Source organism: Parashewanella sp. 2210YD4-3 (genome assembly GCF_056591735.1).
Window position 1 is genome coordinate 336,050 of record NZ_JBWQOG010000004.1, and the last position, 18,136, is coordinate 354,185.

Genomic DNA, 18,136 nt, shown 5'->3' on the forward strand with positions numbered 1-18,136 from the left:
TTTGCTAACCTAAACAGTATGTTAAGTTATTGAGTGCTTGTTATGGCTTCCCCAACCCCGTCAACATCTTCAAATATTTTGGCTCGTTACGATTCAGTAGAAAAGTGCATCTATCTTACATCTGGAACTGAACCATTCGAACAGCGTTTATCTCAACTGTCACTCGGTGAACACATCATAAAGTTTGAAGTAAAGGCTTCAGGAAAAATAGAAATCATCGAGTTCAAAGTTACAAAAGGCGATGATTTCGTTCAACTTACGGGATATAACCAAGAGAAAGTTAGCAAGATAACTGAAACAGCAATCATAAATTTGCAAGAACGATTGTCACAGTTCGAGAGCACCCAAAAGGCTACTGAGCCTCACTTAAAGTCATTTATAACTTCTGGAGCTAGTGATAGTAATAAGCAAGAGCCATCCCCTCAAACAAGCACCTCGAACAATACTGAACATGATGGTATAAACACAGGCTTACTCAGTCTCAATAATGACTGGCAAGAACTTTCTGATGAAGGTGACTCATTAAGTAGCATTGAAGATGAAGATCTTGGTCTGACTTCATTACAAATACGTTCAGATCTAGCGTTTAATACCGTCGCACCAACTCAAACAGTAACTGCTGAAAACAAAACTCAAGAAGTTGCTTACCCAGAACTTGTTAATATCGCTCAACTGCTTGAGCAGCCTATAGAGGCGGAAAGACCTTTGATCATCTTTGACATGGATGAAGTACTACTGACTTTAAAGTTATCAACCCCATGCTATGACAAAGTTCATTTATGCGACTTTAAATTACTCGATGGCCAAACTGCTGAGCATATAAAAACCACACTGACTCAATTACAAAAGCAACACACAACAGCCAACATCATCATTATTACCAAATCAGGTGAAAATGATGCTAAGCAAAAGTTAGAATCTCTAGATATTGAAACCGAATGGTTTGCTGCGGTTATCGGAAGGCAAGATGGTCAACATAATATGGACAAGGGAGAGGTTTTACTAGAATACTTAGCAAGCCAAGATAAATTCGATGCGGTGGTATTTGTAGACGATGACGCTGGTAATCTTAGAGCTGTATCAAAGGTTGCTGAAGAGAAAGAGCTAAAATACTACCCTTTTGTCTTTACAGGTGCCATTGAAGGAGTACACCTTTCTCGCGCGCAACAGTATTGGAAATATGAAGCTAAAGAGGTCGTTGGTCATGATTTCAATATGAAGCTTTACTATCAAACTTTTCCCCAAGATAAATTGGAGTTAGAACAAGCTGTTGAACGCAGAAATGATTACTTAGGCATTACCCCTGATATGAAAGTGGAAGTTGACGTCAATCCTGAATTTGATTGCGAGGTGCACGTTAAGTGTGCTCATTTAGAACCTATTGAAGCAGAAAGAGAAACACCTGACACCCACATTATGAAGCTTCAATTAGCTGATAAAACGGTCGATATTCAATATCCACAACAACCAATAAAAGCTGATGCTTTGCTCGCATTTTTAGAATCACGTTTAGGTGTATTTCATCCAGAAGGAAGTCATCGATATAGACTATTCAATACCCAAATTGTCATCGATGGCAATGACATAAACAACCTAGGCGCTATACACCAACAGCTAAAGACTGACAGTAATGAATTTACAGCAGAGTGTAGAGCACTTGACATAACAGATCATGATATTGAGCTTCTTATAGAGAAAGAGCAAGCCTTTAAGGCATTTGGAGGGCGTTTTTCGAAGGTAACATCAATCGAAAATGCTGTGATAGACCTTTACCTTGCTTCACTTCAAAGTAAACAAGATTGGGTAGATCTCACAGCTGACGAATTTGCCCAATTGAATACTTGTGTGAATCAATACTTACAGCAATTTGATGAAAAGCAACCAACTGAAGAGCAGCAGCCTTTGTTCGATTACATGTCAAAAATTGCTGCGCTCCTAGCCTTATATCGCAGGCCTAAATTTTTGCCACAATAGTATCAATAACGTCTAACAGCTGTTGTTCCAATACTGAATCTTTTATAGGCTCACCCACGCCCTGAAAGTTATCAAAATAACTGGGTAATGAAAAACTTCCGGCTACTTTCATATCAAAATAGGGCGCTGAGGTTATCGCTTGATTTAAGACTGTACTTGCCCCACTCGGTCCGGGGGAAGTTGCTAGCAATAACGCAGGTTTATTTTGATATACAGAGCGATCTATTCTTGAGGTCCAGTCAAATACATTTTTATAAGCTGCTGAATAAGTGCCATTATGTTCGGCAAAACCAATAATAATAGTATCTGCTTGTGAAATTTTAGCTCTAAAATCATGGGCAAGTTGTGGAATGCCTGAGGCTTCTTCTCTATCCTGACTGTAAATAGGCATTTCATAGTCATTAAGATCTAGTAACTCAACTTCAATTATTTGCTGTGAAGTGTTTTTAACTCTTTGTGCTACGTACTTAGCCAATTGCAAATTTATAGATTGACGGTGATTCGTTGCCGCAAATACGAGTACTCTCATGTTCATTTTCACTCTATGTTATTTAAGACAACTACAGCATAGTTTGTTTACCAACAAGTATTAATACATCAAAAAATGAAATACTATTTCCATATGAGGTTAAATATTTTGGTGACTAATAATGAAATACCAAGCGAATTTACTTGACGGCATGTTAATTTTTGAACAAGTCGTTTCTTGCAATAGTTTCACCAAAGCATCAGACGTAACAGGTCATTCCCCTTCTCACATAAGCAAAGAGATAAATAAATTAGAATCTCGATTAGGCGTGCGATTACTTAATAGAACCACAAGAAAACTCAGCCTGACACCTGAGGGGCAACAATTTCACCAACACTGTTTACAGATTATTCAAGAAACTCAAACGCTCCAAGAACAGCTTCAAGGATTGCAAAAAGAGCCATCGGGATTACTAAGGATCAGTTGTTTGGTGGACTTTCAATCCTCAAAAATGAAAAAAATAATAGATGAATTTTTAGAGCACTACCCAAAAATAAGCCTTGAAATGGAATTATCAAACCGCAGAGTGGATATCATTGGCGAAGGTTTTGATTTGGTTATGCGAGCCACCAGAGATATTACTGATTCAAGTTTTATCTGCCGCAAGCTACTTTCATTCAAATTGCTCACCTTAGCTTCTCCTGACTATTTAGCTCAATTTGGTACCCCTAAAAGTCTCTCCGACTTAGACCAGCATGATTGCCTAGGCTATTCCCTCTCCAGAAACCCAAATGTATGGAATTTTCAATCAAATAACGAAAAAGAAGTCAATGTGCCTATAAAAGTTCGCTTTCAAAGTAATGATTCTGAAACGCTACTGGCTATGTGCATGGCGGGAAAAGGTATTACTCGAATGCCTTCTTTTCGAATAGGAAATCAGCTTGAGCAAGGCAAGTTAATTAGTATCTTGGAAGAATTTGAAAACAAAAGCATTGATGTTTACTTTATGTACCCAAGTAAAAAGCACTTATCGAGCAAAGTAAGAGCCTTTATCGATTTTGTGGTTGAGCGATTATAGGTAAAGATTTCATAATCATGAATTTTGAAGTACATTTTTGCTAGGTTTTATTGTCACATTAATAAACCTTAATCATCAAGCAAGCCAAAAGCCTAATCGACTATGTAGCTGATAGCCTGTCATTTTTTGTTCAAATTTTAGTAATATCAAGTTAGCTAAAGTGTAATTTTTATCCTATATCACTGAAATACTTCCTGCCTAGACTTTGCGGAAATCTAAAACCACTAGGCGAGAAAACATGTCACCAACATATAAAAAATCTGTCATCACTACGGCTATTTTGGTCGCACTAAGTTCAGTCTCAACAGTTACGGCTGATGAATTACAAGATGATACTTCAATTGAGCGCATTTCAGTTGCTGGAAAACGTATTTCATTTGCTAACAATGAAGCCAGCGAAACCATGATTGAAAAAGAAGCGCCAATTTCAAGCGTATTAGATGTTATTGACGAACTTCCTGGCATCAATATTAACCAAGGTGATGCCTTTGGTGGTGATGATTGGTCAACCTCAATAACTATGCGTGGTTTCGCCATTAATGGTAATGAACAACAAATCGGCATGACCATTGATGGTTTACCAAACGGTGGCTCAAATTACGGTGGCGGTTCAAAAGCCAATCGCTACATCAGCATTGAAAACCTCAGTACCGTTAACGTCAGCCAAGGTACAGCCGACATTTCATCAGCGTCTTTGGATGCTCTTGGTGGCACATTAAATTTCATTTCTAAGAACCCTGAAACCGAGCGTGAAACCACCATTGCTTATACTGCTGGCGACTTTCAAGCTAAGCGTTTCTTTGTTCGTCACGAAACGGGTGAAATTTTTGATGATACCTATGCTTACGTCAGCTACGCTGATACTAGCACCAAACGCTGGTCAGGCTCCGGCTCAAATGGTGGTACTGATGGTCAGCACTTTGAAGCTAAAATCGTATCTGACTGGGACAAACTTTCTGTCACTGGCCGCATCTCTTATGATGACGTCCACGAAGATAACTACGCTTCTGTTACCTTAGAGCAATTTAAGCAAGATCCTGACTGGGATAGGCTGACGTGGAACTGGACTGGTAAACCATATATTGATCAAAACTTCGCAGAAGGCTGGTCTACCCTACGCGAAAACACCTTTGCCTACCTGAAGTTTGAATATGACGTGAATGACAGCTTAAGCTTGAATGTCACTCCTTACTACCACAAAAACAAAGGCCGTGGCGACTGGATCCCTCCTTATCTCGTCGTTGCAGATAAAAATAAACGCGCCGTATTAGACAGCGATGGTAATATTCAACGATATGGTTTTGCTGATAAAGATGGTAAGCCTTTAGCTCCAGCGGCAGGCTGTAATGCAAGTTATACTTTCCCCGGAAATTCAGGCCCTGCACTGCATCCAGCGTGCTATTCAAAAGATGCAGTGCCTGTAATGTCTTTCCGTCATACCCATTATAAAAAAGATCGTATGGGTCTGACTGCCAATACTCAATGGCAATTAGATAACCACGACATACTTGCAGGCTTATGGTACGAAGATACAAAGCGTGACGAGTCTCGTGACTGGCATAAAGTGATAGACGCTCGGGTATATCACCACTTTGATCATGATCCTTATTGGATTCAATACTCAAATACCTTTAACACCACCACCTTAAAGTGGTATTTACAAGACACCATGACCTATGGTGATTTCACAATTAACGCTGGTATCAACCAATATTTGGTCGATTTAGACAAAGTAAATAACTTTACTGGTAGCACCGAAGCCAAAATTGAGAGTGATTCAGATGTGCTATTTAGTGCTGGTGTTGTCTACAAACTTACTGATGAAATTGAACTCTTTGGTAGCTATAGCCAAAACTTTGCTGCAATCAAAGATACGGTTCTTGAGCGTGATGCTTCAGCACTTGAAGACATTCAACCAGAAACGGCCGACAACATTGATTTAGGACTTCGCTATTTTGGTGACAAGTTAAACCTTTCGGCTACGGCTTACTCCATCAAGTTCGAAAACCGAATTACTTTCCTACCTCCTAACGCCGATACTGGTGAGATTGACTACATCATTGGCACTAATGGCAGCTTCATCAATGTTGGTGGCGTAGATTCTAAAGGTCTTGAGTTAAGCGTTAATTACGATATTAATGAAAACTTCAAACTGTATGGTTCTTATACCTACAATGATGCTGAATACACTCAAAGCGTTCCGGATCCAAAGATTGCGATTGTCAAAGGAAAAAGAGTATACGACTCAGTTAAAAACATGTGGGTACTGGCAGCCAACTACTCCGTAGATGACTTAGTAATAGGGCTATCAAATAAGTACACAGGCCCTCGTCAAGCCTATCAAACTAAGACCGATGATTACATCATTACCGATCTAAGGGTTGGCTACAAGCTTGGCTTCGAAGGCATGGGGATCAAATCTATGAACCTAAACTTTGTCGTTAATAACCTGTTTGATAAAGATTACCTATCAACAGGTCAAGGCAACGGTAAAAAGTACTTTATCGGTGCCCCTAAAACAGCAGCATTAACCTTAGATTTCAAATTCTAAGACCATTTCCTTATATTCGCGGGTTGTCAGGCTTAAGCCTACTTCCCGCTTTTTTGCGTAAAAGACTATGAAAAAAATTACTTATTTAATCCTATTACTGTCTTTAAGCTTATCCGCCACAGCTCAAGACAGAAAACTCATCTTGGTCACCATCGACGGTTTGCGCTGGCAAGAAGTCTTTCAAGGTATTCAGCCTGATATTGCAAACAATACCAAATACACACCTCATAAAACGCCACTTATTAAAAAGTTAGAAACGTTACCCGCCGATAAAGCGAAACAAAAACTCATGCCTTTTCTTTGGCAAACCATAGCTGAGCAAGGTGTCATTGTTGGTAACCGTAACAATGACTCTTTAATGTCGGTAAGCAACCGTTGGAACTTTTCGTACCCTGGCTACAGTGAAATTTTCACGGGAGTGACCAACCCCAATCTCAACTCTAATGCCAAAGTTAACAACCCTGAAGTTAGCTTTTTGGAATGGCTACAAAATCAACGAAATTATAACAATGTGGCTGTATTTGGTAGTTGGGATGTTTTTCCGTATATTTTGAATACTCAGCGTAGCCGTCTTCATGTTAATGCAGGGTTTACTTCAGAAAAAGAAACATCAGCTAAATTAAATCTGCTGAATCAGCTACAAACGCAAATACCTAGTCCTTGGGCAACAGTTAGATTAGATGCTTTTACCCATCATTATGCGTTAGAACACCTAAAAACTCACAAACCTAAAGTCATGGCGATATCTTACGGCGAGACCGATGATTTCGCCCATGACGGCCGTTATGATCATTACATTTCTGCTACTCGTCGTACTGATGATTTTATCAAAGACTTGTGGCAACAACTTCAGTCATTGCCAGAGTATAAAGACAACACCAACTTATTGATTGTTACGGATCATGGTCGAGGCTCTGCCGCTAGAGATTGGATGCATCATGCCTCGAAAGCCTCTTTATCCGGCTATATGAAAAAGCTAAAACCAGTATTTCCACAAGGCATTATAGGCTCAGAGCATATTTGGATGGCAGCAATTGGCCCAGACATCAAATCCATCGGCGACATGCCTACAGCTCAAGAGCTTAAGCAAGACCAAATCGCCGCTACTGCGCTTACCTTGCTTAATGAATCACCTAAGGCGTTTAACCCGAAAGCTGGTAAACCTATTCAGGAAATCATCAAATGAAAAAGTTCATAACATTTTTGATATTAGGGTTTGGTTTGACCCACTCAACTAGTTGGAGCGAAGAGCTCATCAGCAAAATTTATTTTGGTTCTTGCGCTAAAGAATACAAACCCATGCCTATTTTTAATGCCATCAATCACGATAAACCCGATGTATTTATCATGCTTGGCGATAATGTTTATGGTGATACCGAAGATATGGTTGAATTAGCGTCTAAATATCAACAACTTGGTAAAAACCCCGGTTTTGCAACCCTTAGACAGCAATCAGAGATAATCGCGATTTGGGATGATCATGATTATGGCGAAAATGATGCAGGTAAAGAGTACCCACAAAAGCAGGCTTCCCGCAAAGCCATGCTGGATTTCTTTAACGAGCCAAAAGATTCGCCCCGTTATCACCGAGATGGTATCTACACCTCGTATTTTTATGGTACTGAAGATAAACAAATTCAGGTGATCATGCCTGATTTACGCTGGAATAGGGATACCTTACATCAAGTCAGTAAGTTTAAATATGCAACTCAGCGCTTACCTAACAATATGGGGCCTTACAAAGCTTCACCTACACCAAAGGCATCAATGCTTGGGGAGAAGCAATGGCAATGGCTAGAAAAAGAGTTACTCAAACCATCAAAAATAAAAGTCATCGCTTCGAGTTTACAACTGTTACCAGAATTTACTGGATGGGAATCTTGGGCGAACTTTCCTTATGACCGCAACCGATTATTGAATTTTATCAAACAGCATAAAATCAATGGTGTCATTTTGATCAGTGGTGACACTCACTGGGGGGAAATGTCGAAGCTTCCCCAAGATAATGGCTACCCAATATGGGAAATCACCAGTTCAGGTCTCAGTGAAAAATGGAAAGACGTAAGCCCAAATAAACATCGGGTTGGAGACTTCACCAATAAAGTCAATTATGGGTTTATTGAAGTCAACTGGGAAATGAAAGACCCTGTCGTTCAATTTGGCCTTAAAAACGAGCAAGGAAAACTAGTAATGAAACATCAACTTGCTTTATCAAAACTGAGCTTTTAAATGATAACGGACAGCTCGATAGGCCATTGAGCTGTCCGTTCTACCACTTAGAAAAATGGTCTTCTGTTATCCCTAGTACATTATTGAGATGGTATTTTCGGCCTTTAGTATCCGTTATCAGGCCGTTAAAATCTCCGATAAATTGTGTGCTATTAGACTGCAACCAGCCCAAGTTTCGTTTTTCGCTGCGATGGTTTCTTGGTGTAAAAGTGAGATTAATGTCACCTTTTTGCGAGACTAAATGCCAACTTTCTCTTTTAATGTGACGGTCAAAATCAAAATGAATGGAAGGTAGCCAGTGCTTTTCACCATTAACCCAGAGTACATTTTCAGTACTGCCTGTTTCATTAACGCCCGCGGCTAAATTCAGTCCAATGACATCATCATAAAGCCGTGTATTAATTGAAGCCCAGCGCCAACTGCTCTCTCGACGCATGAACCCCGCTGAGAAATCATAGCTGGCTAATGCCTGATTAAGTGGCTGTGACTCATCATTAATCATCAGTTTTCCTGTTGGTTTCAAACCATTGTGCTTTTGAGTGTAAGTCCAGCCGTTATAGCCTGTCGGAGTGCATAGAGCTATTGGCAAACTGAGACTTTGCTGAGTTAAGATAAGGTCTGCTTTGAGCTTTAAACATTCCAGCTTTAACTGCCAAACACCATCGTTTATTGCTATTGCTAATTGCTTTGCTCCTGTGCCGATATAGCTTTCACCATGCTTTGGTGAGTGTGAGAAGTGATAGCCAAATAATGGTGACTTTAGCCAGCTTGCCTCAACTAACGTATTTCGATGAATGTCATAAAGGTAGACAAAGCCCGTCCCCCAATAGCGAATATCCGACATTGCGGCACCGAGAATAAAATGAGGAGTGTGAACTGAAACAAACTGAAATTGTTTAAAATGAAGATACTTACTCAGCGGATTAACCGCTCTATCCATATTGTTGTAATAGTGAAAGTCTTGAATATTTAGCTCTTCGACCATCCCATCAAATTGACCATAAATCGGATTACCGTGAACGTCGATTAAATGTTCCGGAGCCAACTGGGAAAAACGACAAGGCATAGATTCAACCTCGTAAAACAATATGCAGCTTGAATGAAGTTGGTATTAGCGATGAGTTTGATATACTGCAAACATCAATCTTAATTTGTGCATAATATGGATAAATCCGCTTTTCTTGATGCCATGAATATCCAACAGTGGCAATCAGCAGCCAACGCTCAGTCTCAAGCCGCGTATCTGATTTTGCATGACGATGATGATACTCCCCCTAGCCCAGAGTTTGTAGCCCAAATATTGACCTTGTTAGAACTATCCGATATTGAGTTTGCTTTTTCAGAGCAAGCAATCAAAGGAGCTCAAGTGATTTGGGATATGCGCCAAAGAAAAACGCGCCCCCATACCGCTCTAATTGAGTCGGCTCCCATGTCGCACATACTGCAACAAAGCCAAGCCAAACGAGAGTTATGGCAACAAATGTGTGGCTATTTAAATAAAAAGGGCTAAGCCGTTGACCATTACTATTTCATCACTCGAAGTTACTGATAGCGACACTTTGTATCACATCGAGCAACAAGCACATGCACATCCTTGGTCTTTGCCCACCATACAATCCTGCTTTGGCGGGTTGTATCATAATATTGGGCTGTATGAAGACGACGAAATAAAAGGCTTTGCTATTGTTCATCAAGTAATAGATGAAGCCACCTTGATGGATATTTGTGTCTCTCCTTCATGCCAAGGCAAGGGCTATGGCAAGCAGTTACTGCAACAAGCGCTTGAACAGGCGAAACAAAGAGGCGTAACGATAATGATGTTAGAGGTGCGAGCCTCAAATACCGCTGCTATCGCCTTATATAGCAAGCTAGGGTTTAATGAAACTTATCGCCGCGACGGCTATTATCCAACAGAAACAGGTCGAGAAGACGCAATTATGATGGAGCTTATGCTCACCTAAAAACACTAAAGGCTGCAAAATGCAGCCTTTGAATACTCAGTAGATAGAGATTACTTAACCTCTTTCCCCATTGCCTGTAAATCAGCGTGGTAACTTGAACGCACCATAGGTCCACAAGCCGCATGAGTAAAGCCAATGCTATCGGCAAACTCTTTGAGTTCATCAAACTCTGCTGGCGGCACATAACGTACAACAGGTAAATGGAATTTAGACGGCTGCAAATACTGGCCTAATGTCAGCATTTCAACATTATGGTCACGCAAATCACGAAGCACTTGCATGATTTCTTCGTTTGACTCGCCTAAACCCATCATTAGACCTGACTTCGTCGGTACATCAGGGTGACGCTCTTTGAATTGCTTAAGCAAATCTAATGACCACTGATAGTTTGCACCCGGACGAGCTTTACGATAATGCGCAGGCGCGGTCTCTAAGTTGTGGTTAAACACATCAGGCGGATTTTGCGAGATGATGTCCAGCGCTTTTTCGGTGCGACCACGAAAATCAGGCACTAAGGTTTCGATCTTAATCTCAGGGTTCAACGCGCGAATTTCGCGAATACAATCAGCAAAGTGTTGGGCACCACCATCACGAAGATCATCACGGTCTACCGAGGTGATCACTACATACTTAAGCTTCATATCCTTAATGGTTTTCGCCAGTTTTTTTGGCTCTTCAGGATCAGGCTTAAGAGGACGACCATGGGCAACATCACAGAATGGACAACGACGAGTACATATCGCACCTAAAATCATAAAGGTTGCCGTACCGTGGTTAAAACACTCAGACAAGTTTGGACATGAGGCTTCCTCACATACCGAATGCAACCCGTTACTTCTCAGTGCATTTTTGATTTCGGTAATGCGTTGATTTGATGATGGCAATTTAACCCGCAACCAATCAGGCTTACGCAACATGGTTTCACGCTCAGAGGGTACAATTTTAACCGGAATGCGAGATACTTTATCAGCATCACGCAATTTCACGCCCGGTTGAAGTCTTTCTGGTCTATTCATTTGTATTTGCTAATCCTTGATGTTGAACCAACTGCTTATAACCTAATAGTTCAGCTAAGTGTGGGATTAATGATTCCGCGGCCTGCTCTACCGACTCAGGCCCGCCTAACTCATGACATTGTACCATTTGTAGCCCAGCATAACCGCAAGGGTTGATACGATGGAAAGGCTCCATATCCATATTTACGTTTAAAGCTAAGCCGTGGAACGAGCATCCTTTACGGATCCTTAGCCCAAGAGAGGCTATTTTAGCTTCGTTAACATACACACCCGGCGCATCAGCTTTTGGATATGCTTCAACGCCAAAGTCCTTAAGCATATCAACGATACTCTGCTCGATTGTAGTAACAAGCTGGCGCACACCTATTTTAAGTCGTTTTATGTCTAATAGTGGATATACCACTAATTGACCGGGACCGTGATAAGTCACCTGCCCACCTCTATCGACTTGGATCACAGGAATATCACCGGCAAACAAAATATGTTCACTTTTACCAGCTTGCCCTTGAGTAAATACAGGGGGGTGCTCAACCACCCATAATTCATCACGGCTTTGTGCATCACGATTATCGGTATATTCTTGCATGGCATGCCATACTGACTCGTAATCCTGCTGCCCTAAATGTCGAATATGAAGCTTTGCATCTTGCAAGAGTCACTCTCCTAGACGTTATAAAACGCGCTTTACACCATCTATTTTAGCCAATTCAACGTATAAGGTCTCTACATGCTCTTTGCTGGTTACTTTTACGCGAATGGTTACTGAGTGGTACGTGCCCTTACTGGACGCTTTTGTGGTAGGAGTGTAATCACCTGGTGCATGCTGCTGAACCACAGATACAACACGATCCGCCAACGTATCACTGGCATCACCAACAACTTTAAAAGGAAAGGAGCAAGGAAACTCCATTAATTCATCAAATTTGGTACTCAACATAAAATATAACCAATACCATAGTACATTACTCAGATATGGTGGCGATTATACAGAAAACAAGCTATGGCGTGTTGAACTTTTAAGAATGAATTTTGCTCAATTGAGTTTAATATAATTGCAGCGCAGTTGGTGTCAATCTAGCTCACCAGTCACGCTGCACTATGGCTAGAGGGCTCTCTAGAGTTTGGAAAGGAAATCAGCGATTGCATTAAAGTAACTTTCAGGTGCATCCCCCATAGTAATGTGGCTACCACCTTTACACTCTTTGTGAACACCGTTAGGCATTTGCTCTGCCATCCAAGCAAGATGTTTGGGATCCATAGTGTCGTGCTCGCCACCAATGACTAACGCAGGAGTATGAATATTTTTAATATCTTGGCTTCTATCCCAGTTAGCTAACTTCCCTTTCACGCCAAATTCGCTAGGCCCTTGCATCTGAATATAAATAGTGTGATTGATACGATCAAACGCCTCCATCACGCATTTAGGCCATGAATCAAAAGGAATTCGTAATACATGCTTTTCATAATAATGCGGGATCAGCAACTCCATAAAGCGAGGATTTTCGTAATCTTCCGCCGCATCTAATTTCTCAATTTCTTGTCTTATATCTTCAGGCATTGACCGCTTAGCTAATACTTTACTGTATTCACCGTACGCAGGAGTGCTGGACATCATGTTCGAAATAATAAGCCCTTTTAACGCCGATTGATGATGAATGGCGTATTCTATCGCCAGCAGTCCACCCCATGATTGTCCCATTAAAATGAAGTTACTCTTATCTAAACCTAACGCAATACGAACTTGTTCGACTTCATCTACAAAGCGTGGCAGCTCCCATAAACTATCATCGTCAGGTTTATCGCTTCGATAAGATCCCAATTGATCGTAATAATAAAATTCATACCCCGCCTTATCAAAATAAGGCTCACATAATTTCATATAGTCATGGCTACTACCCGGGCCACCATGCAACAGTAATATTTTTTGCTTGGGATTATCACCGTGCTTTTCAACCCAAACTTTGTGTGTACCATTAGGAGTTTTAATATTGATAAATTTAGAAGTGTCAGACATAAACTGTTCATGATTAAAAACGGTATGAAAGGTAAGTCAAAGATAGTACAAAACAGAGAGTTAAGTATAAGTAACAAAAGTTTGTTCAGTTACGATTCAGGCGTACATTACTCATGCTTTGCTTTTCATCAAAATAATATATTTTTCATACAGCCAAATTAAAGTTATTCAGTACAGTGTAAGCTATTTTATTTTACTGTATAAAAAACTTTCTTAGAATCTAAAGCCCATGAGTATAGTTGAGACTGAGCGTGTTGAAGTAACAGCCTTTTCTACACTCAATAAACGTACGCCTCAAAACGTTCCCTCATTGATTGTTGAGCCGAACCTTCACACTTGCTCTACAGCAAAAAAATTTACCGCAAAAAAACAAACTCAACACACAAGTAAAGCCACTTGGTATAGAGAGGGAGGCACCACAAATCGCCCTCACAGAAGAACAATCACTCATCAAGGCCCCCAAACTTCACATAGGCAAGAACAGGGTCGACAACTAGAACAAGATTTTCTTCTAACACCAGCGCGCAGCCTTAAGAAAACACTCACAGAGGCATGTGGATCAGAGTTAAGAGATGCAAGAATACGTTATGTTTCTAAAATGATTGAAAAGGTGTATCGGCACTATGCTGATGACGTAAAAAATAAAGAAACAGCGAGAGCTGCATCACGAAAAACGATGCTTGAAACAGAAGTTCTCCCAGAGTATTGCGAGCTAATTGAAAAGATTTTTAAAGAGTTTGAACCTGATCATCTATCAATGGTTTTTTCAGTAGATTGCTTAAACAAGCTTTTTTGTATGGCAAAACTTTGTAAGGAATCAGCTCCCAAATACGAAAGGTTCATAGCAAACATAAAAAGCATTTATCAATTAAAAGTAAGTAGGCTCGTGGAACTTGGGGGCTTATATCACCAACTAGGTAATAAAGCAGCATTTGAAGATACTCGTCGCGAGATTATGGACTTGTTTAAATCAATAGCCTATCAAATGCAATTTTTTTCTCGCCAACAAATAGACGATATTTGCCATTTCAAATCTGAGACATGTACAGCACCCAGAAGCATGAAGCGGTTTACAACAGATGGGAAACTATACCGTTTGGCCAGTTCAGGTGAATTCAATCAACTAGAACAGATGGTTTTGACAAGCGTTCAACCGCAACATCAAGTATATCGATGCTTTCTAATACATCAGGCAAAGTTTAACTTGAAATGTTATTTAAACGATGTTGCGTTGCTTTCCGTAGGAACCTCAACTCACTCTTTATCCACCTTGCAAACGATAAAGAAAATGGTTCAAAAAAGCCCCCTCTCAATCTCACAGTTTTCAGGACTAAAAGATGATTATGAAATAGCACTATCTAACGCCGTTTTTTCTTATCTTTTTAGGCAAAACGAAGTGAATATGCAAACTGCAGTAAAGCTCTGTGTAGCTGAAATAGAAGAGTTTAGCGATACTGGCGTTAGTATTTCACCGCAATGTTGCAACTTAATAGAAGATTTACAGTCCACCAAAACAGCTATTACATTTACACAGCAGTTAAAACTAAGCTTTCAGTTACAGCGCCAACTTGACCAAATTTATTTGCTTGCTAGACAAGATAAAACGCAACAAGCAATGGAATTATTAACTCAGCTAGAGGTAAGCTGTGAGATTGAGAAAACCACTTCACCTCGCTATTTTGAAACGGCATATAACAGATTGCTAGAAAGAGTAAAAGTCATCTATATCGATCCGATCATTAGCAGTTTGGACAATACACCACATCGCACAAAAAGCGAAAAAGTTGTACTAACCGAGTACTACAAAAGGTTTCAACCAGAATTAAAAGTTATATCACAATTACAGGTATTAATTAAAAAGCTCAGTGATAGAGAAGTTGAAAAGCTATACCTAGTGATTTGTTTTGCATGGCATATTGATTTAGAAAACATATTTACACATAAATACCCTTCAAGCCAAGTCGAACACCTGCTTATGATTAGGCAAATGGTTCCCATTAACTTTATAGATAAACATGCCCTTAACCTTATTGGTAAGGCATTATTTCGTATCCTTGACGAACAATTGGAGCCAACACAACGCTCATTGTCAACGGCTGTTATCAACCAATTACTTTTATTTTCTCAAGACTTGTTCTTATTGCCGAGACTAAATGGCTCTGTTTTTAAGACTGAAACAGACCGCCTGGAGGAGTTAACAAAACGTTTTTGTGAATCCCCTACACCGAGCGCCTCCCTTACCTCTGCGCTGATAATGCCTCCAGTATGTAGTTTCTCTCTTGAAAGAGGGCTAGCTCATCTATTTACAAATCACAGTCTTAAAATTCATGATTATGAATTACGTCAGGTTGAAGCGTTAATCAAGGAGGAAAACTTTAAAGCAGCCTTAGATGTCTTTGAAACTATGCAGATATCTTCAATTCGATTAACTCGACCTTATAATGAGCAACAGCCCCCAACTCTAAGTTCTAGGTTTGAAAGGATTTGTCATACACTAATAGAAGCCCTTGCAATCCCCTTAAGTCATACATTAAAACAATCAGCTCAATTCAGAAAGGAAGGGTATTATCACTTCGAAAATGAGGAAGAGCTGATAAAAATAGCTTACCGTTACCAACTTATCTTCAGATTTGCTACTGAGCCACAACAAACTGCATGGCAAAAAAATTTAGCCAAGCTTTATTCTCGCTCATTAACAGAAGTAACCTCCTCAGCTACAGAAAAAGGGATAGCAACCGTATTTTGTGTAATGAAAATAGCCCCATGTAATCACCCCAATTTTATAAAAGTCCTTATCGTGAATGCGATAGAAGCATTATCTTTATCACCTACTGAAGAATTTAATAAAGAAAATAAGCTCCAGCTCAGCCTGATCTTAAAGTGGGCCAAAAACTTGGCATACCAACCTCAATATCTTCAACTTGATACCGCTGAACGCTTAAAACTCTATTGTGCTATTGATAGGCTAGTTGAAATTGATGATTCAGAGTTAAAAACATTTGAACACCCTTCAACTAAAAATGTTTTAAGGGCACAGGACTTAGCTATCGCACATAAATGGCCAGTCGAAAATGCGGCAGACAGCATTAAATTAAAAAGTGCAGATTCAGAATCTAACTGTAGCTTTCAAACTGCAAATGATAATTTAAGCGTAAAAAGCAGTACCACAAGCCAAAGTTATTATTCTCTTCACCAAATACCGGTAACTAAAAGCGAGAATGAGCCCAGTTCAGATATCCCTCCTTCTCTAAACAAGGCAAGAGACCAGTCAATTCTTGAAGTTACCGAGGCTCCATCAACACCACAAGACAAAGTAGCACAATGGCAAAACAGCACGTTAAATGCCGCCATAACTCAGCAAGAAGAAACGATAGGTGAAGATGAATTCTCTACCATCTCTACAGAAGCAAGTGCAACGCCACGAAATTCGAGTACGGTTAATCCCAAGCCTAGAAGGTCAAGGTCAAAACCTAAAAGAAAAGCAAAAGCCGAAATTAATCACTCCCTCCCAAAAATAGAGCTGCAACCAGCATCTAGTTCAAGTCAGGTCGAAGTTAAAAGTAAACTAACCCCAACAGCAGACTCGCCTAAATTGACTGCCAGCATTCAAAAAGACTGTGGAGAAATTGGAAGCCCTACAGAAGTTAAAAATCCTGAGGTTAAAACCAAGGTAAAAACTCAGCCTGAAGTAAAGTCCAAAGTAGAAGCTAAGCGTGAAAGGGCTAATACTTCAAAACTAAAAATGGCACAAAAACCAACCTTATCCGTAAAGGTCGTTGGCCTTCGTCAAGAAACCTTTGTAGAACTCGAACCACTGTCGAAGAAAGCTGAACCTAAAAAGTATAAGGTAACGCTAATGAATAGATTAGAGCTAAAATCACTCTTTGAACAAAGAGCTAATTTAATTCAATCGCTAAATGAAATACTTGAAGGCTCGTCAGACAAAGAACCTGTCTCCCTCAACTTAATATTCAGCCAGTTAATTACTGAGCTAAAGAGCTACCTTCCTAAAGCTGGAGAATTACATTTTACAAAAATAGATGAACTGAAGGATACTGCTCAAAAAGAGTCCGTCACTTCTTTGGAGAATATTACAGAATTACTAGACCTTGCAGCATCATTTCAAATCTCTAATGGAAAGTTTATTCAGTGCCACGCACTGCTATATATAAAAAATATGCTGAGCGATAAACTTAATGAAAGCTTGACGGTAAAAGCTGAACAATAATAATTATTGAGACTATAGATGCCCTCTGAACAATCAGAGCTATGCCCATCAAATTACAAGGTTGATCTTAATAAAGATTCATGAAGTTAAATTGATATCTATCTTACAATGCAAAGTGATTAAAATCCCTCCTCACATCATGAAGTCGTTGGAGAGTAAAATGTTAAACAAGAAATTCCTTTTAATGACTGCAATACTTATTGCAAGTACTTGTCAGGCTCAAGCAGCAAATAAACACTCGATAGTATCCGCTACAAGCAATTATACAAACCTTCAAAGTGGTGAGTTGTATTGCAACAGTTATAAAGCTGGTCATCCAAACATAGAATCTTGTTTTCCTATAAATAACATGGGTAATCAAGCTATCGTATATAAAGCACCAAATGATACTGGTGATAGTCATACACTTGTTGATAGTGAAAGCTGGTATGTATATTTTGGTCCGAGTAAAAGCGACTCATACCAAACCACCGTCAGAATAATAGACGATAAAACTAATACAATAGGTAAGATCATCTATTCTGGTCCAATCAACAATATGGAAGGTTTGATTTGTGACAATTCTGGCTGTAAGCCTTGGAAATAAAAAAAGGTATTTATTCCCTAGTTCTAGAAA

At 39.8% G+C, this 18,136-nt stretch carries 15 protein-coding genes; 9 read left to right on the top strand and 6 right to left on the bottom strand.

The features are described from left to right. Positions 1 to 42 precede the first annotated feature (42 nt). Positions 43 to 1,974 (top strand): HAD family hydrolase, encoded by a 1,932-nt coding sequence (locus tag AC1EU0_RS08780; protein ID WP_480302027.1) that lies wholly within the window; start codon positions 43 to 45, stop codon positions 1,972 to 1,974. On the opposite strand, the gene AC1EU0_RS08785 is transcribed toward AC1EU0_RS08780, so the two are convergent. Continuing rightward, a complete protein-coding gene (locus tag AC1EU0_RS08785; RefSeq protein ID WP_480302028.1) occupies positions 1,955 to 2,503 on the bottom strand; it encodes an NADPH-dependent FMN reductase in 549 nt (182 codons plus the stop codon). The genes AC1EU0_RS08780 and AC1EU0_RS08785 overlap by 20 nt on opposite strands. 121 nt (positions 2,504 to 2,624) lie before the next feature. Here AC1EU0_RS08785 and AC1EU0_RS08790 point away from each other — a divergent pair, with 121 nt between their 5' ends. The 4 genes from AC1EU0_RS08790 to AC1EU0_RS08805 all read left to right on the top strand — a co-directional run bounded on the left by AC1EU0_RS08790 (position 2,625) and on the right by AC1EU0_RS08805 (position 8,301). Beyond that, on the top strand, positions 2,625 to 3,521 hold the full coding sequence (locus tag AC1EU0_RS08790; protein ID WP_480302029.1) for a LysR family transcriptional regulator: 897 nt from the start codon (positions 2,625 to 2,627) through the stop codon (positions 3,519 to 3,521). A 238-nt stretch (positions 3,522 to 3,759) separates the two neighbouring features. Beyond that, entirely contained in the window at positions 3,760 to 6,072 is a 2,313-nt protein-coding gene (locus AC1EU0_RS08795; RefSeq protein WP_480302030.1) for a TonB-dependent receptor, read from the top strand. A gap of 67 nt (positions 6,073 to 6,139) precedes the next feature. Continuing rightward, entirely contained in the window at positions 6,140 to 7,258 is a 1,119-nt protein-coding gene (locus tag AC1EU0_RS08800) for an alkaline phosphatase family protein (protein WP_480302031.1), read from the top strand. Further along, positions 7,255 to 8,301: an alkaline phosphatase D family protein gene (locus AC1EU0_RS08805; RefSeq protein ID WP_480302032.1), complete on the top strand. Its 1,047-nt coding sequence runs from the start codon at positions 7,255 to 7,257 to the stop codon at positions 8,299 to 8,301. Before AC1EU0_RS08800 ends, AC1EU0_RS08805 begins: the two co-directional genes overlap by 4 nt. Before the next feature lie 40 nt (positions 8,302 to 8,341). Here the strand turns inward: AC1EU0_RS08805 and AC1EU0_RS08810 are convergent, their stop codons facing one another. Further along, positions 8,342 to 9,367, bottom strand: a complete 1,026-nt coding sequence (locus tag AC1EU0_RS08810; RefSeq protein WP_480302033.1) for a DUF2804 domain-containing protein — start codon at positions 9,365 to 9,367, stop codon at positions 8,342 to 8,344. 96 nt (positions 9,368 to 9,463) lie between these two features. On the opposite strand from AC1EU0_RS08810, the gene AC1EU0_RS08815 reads away from it, so the two are divergent. Both AC1EU0_RS08815 and rimI read left to right on the top strand, forming a co-directional pair. Further along, entirely contained in the window at positions 9,464 to 9,811 is a 348-nt protein-coding gene (locus AC1EU0_RS08815; protein ID WP_480302034.1) for a DNA polymerase III subunit psi, read from the top strand. A gap of 4 nt (positions 9,812 to 9,815) precedes the next feature. Beyond that, the gene (gene rimI / locus AC1EU0_RS08820; protein WP_480302035.1) at positions 9,816 to 10,262 is read left to right on the top strand and encodes a ribosomal protein S18-alanine N-acetyltransferase; all 447 of its coding nucleotides are present in this window, start codon (positions 9,816 to 9,818) and stop codon (positions 10,260 to 10,262) included. Positions 10,263 to 10,312: 50 nt separating this feature from the next. Here rimI and lipA read toward each other — a convergent pair whose 3' ends face one another. From lipA to AC1EU0_RS08840, 4 genes are all read right to left on the bottom strand, one after another. Beyond that, a complete protein-coding gene (gene lipA / locus AC1EU0_RS08825) occupies positions 10,313 to 11,278 on the bottom strand; it encodes a lipoyl synthase (protein WP_480302036.1) in 966 nt (321 codons plus the stop codon). Next, positions 11,271 to 11,930 (bottom strand): lipoyl(octanoyl) transferase LipB, encoded by a 660-nt coding sequence (gene lipB / locus AC1EU0_RS08830; protein WP_480302037.1) that lies wholly within the window; start codon positions 11,928 to 11,930, stop codon positions 11,271 to 11,273. Before lipB ends, lipA begins: the two co-directional genes overlap by 8 nt. A gap of 18 nt (positions 11,931 to 11,948) precedes the next feature. Then, positions 11,949 to 12,215: a DUF493 family protein YbeD gene (gene ybeD, locus AC1EU0_RS08835; RefSeq protein ID WP_480302038.1), complete on the bottom strand. Its 267-nt coding sequence runs from the start codon at positions 12,213 to 12,215 to the stop codon at positions 11,949 to 11,951. Positions 12,216 to 12,392: 177 nt separating this feature from the next. Next, positions 12,393 to 13,292: a proline iminopeptidase-family hydrolase gene (locus tag AC1EU0_RS08840; protein WP_480302039.1), complete on the bottom strand. Its 900-nt coding sequence runs from the start codon at positions 13,290 to 13,292 to the stop codon at positions 12,393 to 12,395. Between the two features lie 229 nt (positions 13,293 to 13,521). Between AC1EU0_RS08840 and AC1EU0_RS08845 the strand changes: the two genes are divergently transcribed. Then, positions 13,522 to 17,520 (top strand): hypothetical protein, encoded by a 3,999-nt coding sequence (locus AC1EU0_RS08845; RefSeq protein ID WP_480302040.1) that lies wholly within the window; start codon positions 13,522 to 13,524, stop codon positions 17,518 to 17,520. A gap of 160 nt (positions 17,521 to 17,680) precedes the next feature. Then, positions 17,681 to 18,106, top strand: coding sequence for a hypothetical protein (locus AC1EU0_RS08850; RefSeq protein WP_480302041.1), 426 nt, complete (start codon positions 17,681 to 17,683; stop codon positions 18,104 to 18,106). The last annotated feature ends 30 nt before the right edge of the window (positions 18,107 to 18,136 follow it).